Source organism: Microcystis sp. M_OC_Ca_00000000_C217Col, assembly GCF_007095585.1.
Lineage (GTDB): Bacteria > Cyanobacteriota > Cyanobacteriia > Cyanobacteriales > Microcystaceae > Microcystis > Microcystis panniformis.
In genome coordinates this window covers 1-8,054 of the sequence record NZ_SFBV01000220.1, presented here as the reverse complement: position 1 = coordinate 8,054, position 8,054 = coordinate 1, and the positions used below count along the sequence as shown (strand labels likewise).

Sequence of the window (8,054 nt, the reverse complement as noted above, 5' to 3'; positions counted from 1 at the left end):
CAACTATCGGCACTATTCGTTCATTAAACACTAATTGTCAAGATGCCATGTAATCTTTCCTATCAAAGTAATTTCAGTTCCGGTGCTGATTCGGAGCATCTTTCAATTTGACAACGCCAGGTTTTTAGATTCATTCAGCCCGCCCTATCTAGGGATTGCCACCACCCACAGCGATGCCAGTACCATAAATCTGAGCATTTGTCAAGTTAATTCTCTCCATCGATGCACCTGTCACATCGGCATCATAAATCACGGCACTGGTGAAATTGACTCCATCGAGATCAGCTTGATTGAAACTGGCATTAGTCAGAAAAGCTGCGGTCAAATTTGCGCCTTCTAGGTTAGCATCCGTCAAATCCGCGCCCTCTAAGTTAGCTTCCTCCAGATTAGCTCCTTGTAAATTCGCTTTTCTCAAATCTGCGCCGATTAGATGCGCCCCCCTTAAATCTGCACCGCGGAGATCACAGCCTGGACATTCCCGCGTATTCAATAATTGTTGTACCTGTTGGGGATTTTCCGCACCGACGGGGTTAATCAGCAGTAAGGAGGCTAGGGAACCTAGGGTAATCATTAAAGTCCTTTTCATCGTTTTAGCCTCCTCTTTCGTTTTCCTCTCTACTTTTAGGATAGGAAAAAAGCTGCTAACCAACTTCCCCCGATCGGGCTAATTCTCCTGTTATCTCACTTTTACTTGCTTTTGCTAGTCGATCTCTCCTTTCATGACTGTTGCGATCGCTGCTCGGGCATTTTCCTTAAATTCCTTCACATCAACCCGACTTAATAACCAAACTGCTAGGATCATTCCCAATGCTTGCAGGAGGAAAACTAAGCTATAGGCTAAAACTGGACTAGAAAAGACAACTTTACCGATATTTAAAATCGTACCGCCTAAAACCGTGGCCAATCCCCGGGCGATCGCTTGGGATAATCCCCAAGCGCCGATAAAAGTTCCTGCGGTTTCGGCGGCGGTTAAATCTAACATTAAACTGGTAGCTCCGGCGGTAATCATTCCCGAAGCTAAACCGAAAAAGAGCAAGCTTGATTTTAATAAACTTTGGTTAGCAGAAAAGCCGGCAAAAATCAAGAGAATAAAACAAATTGTTGCAAAAATACAGCCATATTTAGTGGTTTTTTGTTTACCGATGCGGGGAATGAGCATAAATCCCGTGGCAGCAATACCAAAAAGGGTTCCGGTTCCCCAAAAAGCGTTCAATTGGGTCGTTTGGGCGATACACATCCCAAAAACCTCGCCGCCAAAGGGTTCCATAATTGCATCCTGCATAAATAAACTCAAAGTCATCATCAGCAGAAAGGTGAAAAATAAACCGGTTTGCCGACTAGCGGTGAGAACTTGTAGGGCATCTTTGAAGGTAATTTGATCCTCTCTTTGCACAAGAGTGGACCGGCTACTAAAACGAGAATATTTTTTTTCTACGCCAAAAGTCGCTAAAATACAGAGACCGAAGACGATAGCGGGCATAATCGTGAACACGGGGTTAATACTCGCCTGTAGCTGCGGAATATTGGCTATAGGGGCTGATTGAGTCGGATCGTAGGTCAAAATATTTGTACCGCAGATATTGGGAGTATCCAGCAAACGAGAACTAACGATCGCCCCGACGACGATTCCCACCATCAGCATTGACCAAACTATAGCAACTAATTGCGATCGATTATCTTCATCGGACACATCCACCAAGAGGGCAGCAAAAGGGGTGGAACTGGCGCTTAAAGCTAGTCCGTAGAGGGCGAAAATTAAGGCTAAGAGGGCAATCCAAGCGTAGGAAATGGTATTCCATCCCGAAGTTTGAATACTAAGTCCCAATTGCCAAACTACCTGCAAAGCAATAAAAGCTAAAGCGGTAAAAATTGCCGCCCCAATCCAGACATAACCGCTGCGATGATGACCGAAAATAGTTTTACCGTCGGATCTTTGCCCAAACCAGATGCGTGCTGGACTAACAAACTGGTGCATAGCGATCGCAGCTGCGGCGAGAAAGGGTAAAACTTTTAACTCATCGATCATAATCCGATTGAGAACCCCCAAAGTCAGCAGGGACATAATACCTAGTCCCATCTGAAAGAGTCCTAAGCGAAACATGGTGAAAAGTCCCAGTTTTGGCAGGGGTTTTGGGGATGAGTGAGTAGAATTGGAGACATCGCTGGTAGCCATGGTTAAATCAATACAAAAAAAGCCGGTATTTAAAAATTTAACGCAGGACGAGCAGACATCTTCTGGGGATTTAAGTTTCTGTGTCCAATAACCAAGTGGTCAGAACTGTCAAGCTGGTAAAATCGAGCAGCGCTTCTCCTAAAGTTGCGAATTGTTCTAGAGATAGTTCTTGGATTTGTTGGCTTAAAGTTGAGGATATTTCACCTAAACGACGGTTAAGTAGTTGTAGAATCAAAGCAACCGCTTCTTATTGTCTTCCTTTTTTTTGGATGTCCTGATCAATGACTGATTCGCCCATAATTTCTTCCCTTAATAAGTTTCTGGTGATTTCCTTACTTAATACTAACCCCGCCAGAATTGCTGTAGCAACGGCTAAATTGCTTTTTTCAGTTCTCCCCTTGATATTAAGTAGGTGGGTGGAATTAAATATAAGATGAACGTAGGTTGGGTTGAAGCATGAAACCCAACGCCAGCATGGGTTACGCTACCGCTAACCTATCCTACAAATAATTGTGCCTCCCTACTTATCAATTTTTGTGGCTACTTTGGCCAAGATTTTCCTATTGTATTATCCATTTTCCTGTAACTGTATGTTCGAGTTAATCGAGATCGCACAAAATGGAGATTTCTAAGCTTAGACGCACTTACATTGCACTTTAATATCCTGGAACGCCTTGTAGATAGGGATACGAGTAGGAAACTTAAATGCGTCTAAGCTTATGATCGTATCTTCCCCATTGTCCTCACCGATGCCAAAATCTACAACCCCAAAGACCGACTAAAATAGACTCAATACGGGGAAACCGAAAGTAAAGAACCAGAAGAAACCATGAAACAGGGAGGAATCGCCAACCTGCGAGGAATTATCGACGATCTAAATCTTGGCACCGTGATCCAGAAGTCAAATCGTCAAGTGCTTACTCTGTAATGATTATAATCGATTCGATCTTTGTTTAGCGTTGAAGTTCCCTTAGGAATAAATTGGGTCTTTTTCCAGCAACCCTAGCAATTTTTGCATTTTAATCCAAGCTCTTCTCATTTGCCAGAATTTACTTTTTTCCATGGCGGCTATTTTACTGTCAGCTTTTTGTAATTCCTCGTCTCTTTCTCGATAATCCAATTGGGTTTTTTGCAATTCTTCTTGCAATTCTTGTTGATGAATTTCTAATTGTTTAATTCGTTCTCTAGCCTGTTCCAACTGAGCGAATATATCGACTTTTAAGGTGACTAAAGCAGCAAAAATGGTTTGGATATTTTGGGAGTAAAGTTGGGGATGATTATAAAAAAGTTGGGTGTAGGAATAGATATAGTGTTCTGCGGTCATTGAGCGACTCATAGAATCAGCTTTTTGTCGATAGAAAAATAACAATTCTGGGATACGATAGACTTCTCGACCTAATTCGATCAGAGATAACCAAAAATCGTGATCTTCCCAACCATAAATTAAATTGCTATTGTAGCCGCCCACAGTTTCCCAGTCAGATTTCCGAAACAAACCGGAGCAAAATATCATATTATCTACTAATATATCGGGAAATTTATACTCAGGCAGCGGCCAAATTCCTTGTCTATCGCCAAAATATTCCGCTTCGCAATAAACTATACCTAATTGCTCATTACTTTCTAGCAAAGCAACCGCTTTTTCTAGATAGGAATCGGCAATTTTATCATCAGCATCAAGGGGAAGAATATAGGTTCCTTGCGCTTGGGCAATTCCTAGATTTCTCGCTGTGGCAACCCCTTGATTTTCTGTGCGGATGATCCTAGTTTTTGGCTGTTGATAATCTTGTAAAATCTCGATGGTTTCTGGTTCTGTGGATCCATCATCAATGACGAGGATTTCAAAGCCTTGGTATGTTTGTACCAAAACAGATGCGATCGCATGATCAAGATAGCGACCTTGATTATAGCAAGGAATAATCACGGAAACTTTAGGAACATGACTCATTGAGGGAAATTCTCTCCTACTCGAGCAAAAACTAGGTTATCAATAGCTTATCCCAAAAGTTCCCCTTTCTCGTTTTTCTAAGTAGGGTATGCTGAATAAATCTAAAAACCTTGTTTGGTAAGACTTTTAGACTTTGGGGAAATCAAAAAGTACCAGATCTGGGAGTGATCGGGGGGAAAATTCCTGGACTTTTTCCCTGAAAATTAGGTAATTGACCTCCTCAAAATTGGTAAAACCCCACACCCCACACCCCACACCCTGTCCCCACGAAAAACTTTTTCAGCAGACCCTAACTAAAGAAAGTGTTGATATCCCCACTAGCAATTTCGGGATAGTAGGACATATTATGGATAAATTCTTCAATTATTCCGATTGGTGGACAAAATCACCCAATTGGGTGATCCCCGTGAGGGAAGCATCTCTTTTTAATAGAGGATAAGTTATTCAATAATCAGATTATCATTACCAATGATCCTTACATCATGGAAGCTCATCAACAAAAACAACTCCGCACTTTCCTCTTGGAAAAATTAGCTATTTCCCCCCGTTCCTTCGATATGGCTGTGCGTCTCTGTGAAGCATCGGTGGGTTCTTTGCCGATGGTTTTATGGCAGTACGGTTTAATCGATTTGTCGCAATTAAATCAAGTTTTTGACTGGATGGAAACTGTATAATTATTTTCCAAGAATATGCTCATTAATTATCATTTTTATTAAGAAAAATGACCAATCCCCAGAGCGGCAATTTACTGAAATTTATTTATTAAGTCCCGTTAAAGTTTACCATCGTAGGAAACCTCCCCTTTGCTGGGACTAATTAAACCAGCTATCATCTGCTATTTCCCCCCGTTTTAATTCGAGATTGATCTGGTATAAAATACTAATTTCTCGCCTTGATCGCCTTTTTGCTTGTCATGAAAGTAAGGTAGAAACAAACTTAATTAATCTGGCATAAGTACCTAGGCAAAATTAATTACACATATCTAACCCCCCCTTTGCCTCTTGCCTCTTGCCCTTTGCCTTTCTTCACTAGGAAATTTATTTTGCACGACTACTTAAGTCCTTGAGTTAGGCATCGACTATATGGAACTCTTTTAGAGCCGGATAGAAGTTGAGATTTTCGTGACCGGGACGACTGAGTTTAATCAGGGCAAAACGTTGGGATGGTGGCAATTTTTGCCATTGTTCTAAACTAATTTCGATCTGGAATTCTCTAGCTTTTTCTAGGACTGTATCAGGAATCTGGCTATCATCTAGCCAAGCGGGATGGGTATCTATTGCTAGTTCTCCTGCGGGATTGCCAGTTTTTTCCGTGATTAATTTTTGCAGAAAATCTCGATAGATTTTGGCTTCTGCTGCCGTCGTACAAGCCATATTAACTAATACCATTCTTTCTGGTTGAGTTAACTGCATCCAATGGGATAATTTTAATTTAACTCCACAGGTATCTAGTTTCATTCTCACGGCCATCGGTATGCAACGTAAGGAGTCAACAAATTCGGCTTCAAAGTCGAAAAAGGTGGTCATATCATTTTATTGGTTTGCTGAGGATAAATCTATGATACAGTGCTGGGGTATAATTGCTGGGCAAAATGTTATTTTGATTGAAGAAAATTGGCTCGATATTGATGACTAGAGACGAGAATTTCCTCTATTTCCTGCCATTTTTCTCCTGCAATATAGTCAACAATTTGATCAAGATTTTGCCGATAATTTGCCAAAGATATCAATAAAGCTTGACGATTGTATTTAGCCATCATTAAACCTAATTCGGGATTGCCAGCACCGACGCGACTGGTATCGCGAAAACCAGAACTAGCTAAATTTTCCGCTAATTGGCGAATATTCGGGTCTTGTTCTTTCCCACAAGCTTGGATTAAACTGGTACTAATCATTACTGGCAGATGGGAAATCCATGCCACGGCTCGATCGTGTTCTTCGGGGGAGGAATAATAAATTTGACAGCCTAATTTTTCTACTATTTCAGTTAAGATTTTCACGGCACATTTAGGAGTAGATTCAAGGGGGGTAATCACATAAGGGGTATTGACAAATAAACCCGATTGTGCCGCATTAATTCCCTGTTCGGTTTTCCCAGCCATAGGATGACTACCGACAAAATTTGGCCATAATTGACTACAATTGGCTACAATTGCCTCTTTAACCGATCCCACATCGGTGACAATGGTTTGGGTTTGTAAATAGGGAGTTAATTTTTCCAAAGTTGGCACAATTAAATGTATAGGAGTACAGATAAAGATTAAATCGGCAGTAGCTAATAATTCTAAACTGGTGCTAGATTCATCTACCACTCCTTTTTCTACAGCAATATCACAGGTTGATTGTTGACGAGAAACTCCCAAAACCTTATAACCTTGTGAGCGGAAATCTAACCCCAAGGAACCACCGATTAAACCCAGTCCAATAATGCCAATATTCATTAGTTTTACTCAAAGATAATTTCGTCTTCCAGTCGCCAAGCAGGATCGACAATGCACAAGAAAACTAAGGGTTCCTCTCCACAATTATGAATATATTGTTTAGCTAGAGGAGGTATATAAATTGCATCACCGACAGTCACTAATTGCACTTCCTCATCGATGTGCATTTCCCCTTGTCCTTGCAGAATATAATAAACTTCCGCAGTTTTTAAAGCGTGGGGAATAGAAGTTTCCCCCACATCTACCTGCGCATGGGCTAAACTATAACGTAGATTTAACGGCTGTTTATCGGGATGCAATAACTCGCGCAATCGGGTATGATCACCAGCGATGAATTCCTCACATTCGAGCAGTTTTCTGATTAACATAGTACAATTAAACCTCGAAGATTGTTTTTATTTTATCATTGAGTGAAAAGCTAAAGACTAATAGCCGTTATCATAGAAATATTCAGCATCGCCAGAATTAACGAATGACTTGGTTAGAACATAGTGTACAGGTGGAAGTGGACGCGCCGATCGATCTGGTTTGGGAACTCTGGTCAGATTTAGAACAAATGCCCCACTGGATGAAATGGATCGAATCGGTGAAAATTATCGAGGAGGAGCCAGAGCTTTCCCGTTGGAAGTTAGCCAGTGGTGGTCTAGAATTTACTTGGTTGTCACGGATAATGAAAATTGTCCCCCACCAGATTATTCAATGGGAATCCGTGGACGGGTTGCCTAACCGCGGGGCGATTCGTTTTTATGATCGTCATGGTAGGAGTATTGTGCGACTGACAGCAGCCTATGCTATACCCGGTTGGTTAGGAAAATTGATGGATAATCTTTTCCTCGGTCGAGTGGTAGAATCAACCCTGCAAGCTGATCTAGAGCGTTTTCGCCTTTATGCGCTCAATATTGTCAATAATACGCCGCCAAGGTGAGTTGACATACTCCCACCGTCAAGCTACGCTGTGACGGGGGATTCTTGACCTATCACTATCGGAAATTCCTTGTTCAACGAGACAGCTTAGATTCTCAATGTCTCCATTAAAAACCCAGAGGTCGGACTCTCTATTATGCGTTTGGGTCGGTTTCTGTTTGCCCAACAGTACCGTTGAGATAATTTCCCAAATATTTCAACCCTTTTTTAAGAATGTTGATGGCTGCATTATGATCCCTATCTAAGATTGTTTTACAATTGGGACATTGATGAGTTCTAGTGCTTAATGTTTTTTGAACTCTCGTCCCACAAACTGAACAATCTTGAGAAGTGAAATGCGGTGGCACAGCAACACAGACAATCCGATAAATCTTAGCAAAATAATTCAACCATTGAGTGAATTGATACCAAGAAGCATCAGAAATCGACTTGGCAAGCTTACGGTTTTTAACTAAGTTTCTTACCTTTAAAGCTTCATAGACTACCAGATCATTAGACTGGACTAACGCCAAAGCGTCTTTAATTGCTTTGTCTTTACGTTGTCTTGATACTTTAAGATGAAGCCTAGC

General features: G+C 41.3%; 9 protein-coding genes and 1 pseudogene. 2 read left to right on the top strand and 8 right to left on the bottom strand.

Going from position 1 to position 8,054, the window contains the following annotated elements; genetic code table 11:
• Positions 1 to 148 precede the first annotated feature (148 nt).
• From EWV66_RS13215 to EWV66_RS13200, 4 genes are all read right to left on the bottom strand, one after another.
• Positions 149 to 586, bottom strand: a complete 438-nt coding sequence (locus EWV66_RS13215; RefSeq protein ID WP_002758200.1) for a pentapeptide repeat-containing protein — start codon at positions 584 to 586, stop codon at positions 149 to 151.
• A 114-nt stretch (positions 587 to 700) separates the two neighbouring features.
• The gene (locus tag EWV66_RS13210; RefSeq protein ID WP_185237189.1) at positions 701 to 2,173 is read right to left on the bottom strand and encodes a BCD family MFS transporter; all 1,473 of its coding nucleotides are present in this window, start codon (positions 2,171 to 2,173) and stop codon (positions 701 to 703) included.
• Between the two features lie 70 nt (positions 2,174 to 2,243).
• Positions 2,244 to 2,408, bottom strand: coding sequence for a DUF4351 domain-containing protein (locus EWV66_RS24435; protein WP_072924171.1), 165 nt, complete (start codon positions 2,406 to 2,408; stop codon positions 2,244 to 2,246).
• Positions 2,409 to 3,143: 735 nt separating this feature from the next.
• Positions 3,144 to 4,121, bottom strand: a complete 978-nt coding sequence (locus tag EWV66_RS13200; protein ID WP_052275420.1) for a glycosyltransferase — start codon at positions 4,119 to 4,121, stop codon at positions 3,144 to 3,146.
• Between the two features lie 482 nt (positions 4,122 to 4,603).
• Between EWV66_RS13200 and EWV66_RS13195 the strand changes: the two genes are divergently transcribed.
• Complete coding sequence (locus EWV66_RS13195; protein ID WP_002758191.1) at positions 4,604 to 4,795, top strand: DUF2949 domain-containing protein; 192 nt, start codon at positions 4,604 to 4,606, stop codon at positions 4,793 to 4,795.
• 393 nt (positions 4,796 to 5,188) lie between these two features.
• Here the strand turns inward: EWV66_RS13195 and EWV66_RS13190 are convergent, their stop codons facing one another.
• The 3 genes from EWV66_RS13190 to EWV66_RS13180 form a co-directional block, all read right to left on the bottom strand.
• On the bottom strand, positions 5,189 to 5,647 hold the full coding sequence (locus EWV66_RS13190) for a nitrate reductase associated protein (RefSeq protein ID WP_052275419.1): 459 nt from the start codon (positions 5,645 to 5,647) through the stop codon (positions 5,189 to 5,191).
• A 68-nt stretch (positions 5,648 to 5,715) separates the two neighbouring features.
• Positions 5,716 to 6,561: a prephenate/arogenate dehydrogenase gene (locus EWV66_RS13185; RefSeq protein WP_052275418.1), complete on the bottom strand. Its 846-nt coding sequence runs from the start codon at positions 6,559 to 6,561 to the stop codon at positions 5,716 to 5,718.
• A gap of 5 nt (positions 6,562 to 6,566) precedes the next feature.
• Positions 6,567 to 6,929 carry a cupin domain-containing protein gene (locus tag EWV66_RS13180; RefSeq protein ID WP_052275417.1) on the bottom strand — a complete coding sequence of 121 codons (363 nt, stop codon included), beginning with the start codon at positions 6,927 to 6,929 and terminating at the stop codon, positions 6,567 to 6,569.
• 104 nt (positions 6,930 to 7,033) lie between these two features.
• Between EWV66_RS13180 and EWV66_RS13175 the strand changes: the two genes are divergently transcribed.
• Positions 7,034 to 7,486, top strand: a complete 453-nt coding sequence (locus tag EWV66_RS13175) for an SRPBCC family protein (protein WP_002771258.1) — start codon at positions 7,034 to 7,036, stop codon at positions 7,484 to 7,486.
• Between the two features lie 18 nt (positions 7,487 to 7,504).
• On the opposite strand, the pseudogene EWV66_RS13170 reads toward EWV66_RS13175, so the two are convergent.
• Positions 7,505 to 8,054 (bottom strand): annotated as a pseudogene (locus tag EWV66_RS13170) (RNA-guided endonuclease InsQ/TnpB family protein); the annotation flags it as partial.

Coding starts and splice junctions, on each gene's coding strand:
- EWV66_RS13215 (WP_002758200.1), bottom strand. CDS start 586: ATGAAAAGGACTTTAATGATTACCCTAGGTTCCCTAGCCTCCTTACTG.
- EWV66_RS13210 (WP_185237189.1), bottom strand. CDS start 2,173: ATGGCTACCAGCGATGTCTCCAATTCTACTCACTCATCCCCAAAACCC.
- EWV66_RS13200 (WP_052275420.1), bottom strand. CDS start 4,121: ATGAGTCATGTTCCTAAAGTTTCCGTGATTATTCCTTGCTATAATCAA.
- EWV66_RS13195 (WP_002758191.1), top strand. CDS start 4,604: ATGGAAGCTCATCAACAAAAACAACTCCGCACTTTCCTCTTGGAAAAA.
- EWV66_RS13190 (WP_052275419.1), bottom strand. CDS start 5,647: ATGACCACCTTTTTCGACTTTGAAGCCGAATTTGTTGACTCCTTACGT.
- EWV66_RS13185 (WP_052275418.1), bottom strand. CDS start 6,561: ATGAATATTGGCATTATTGGACTGGGTTTAATCGGTGGTTCCTTGGGG.
- EWV66_RS13180 (WP_052275417.1), bottom strand. CDS start 6,929: ATGTTAATCAGAAAACTGCTCGAATGTGAGGAATTCATCGCTGGTGAT.
- EWV66_RS13175 (WP_002771258.1), top strand. CDS start 7,034: ATGACTTGGTTAGAACATAGTGTACAGGTGGAAGTGGACGCGCCGATC.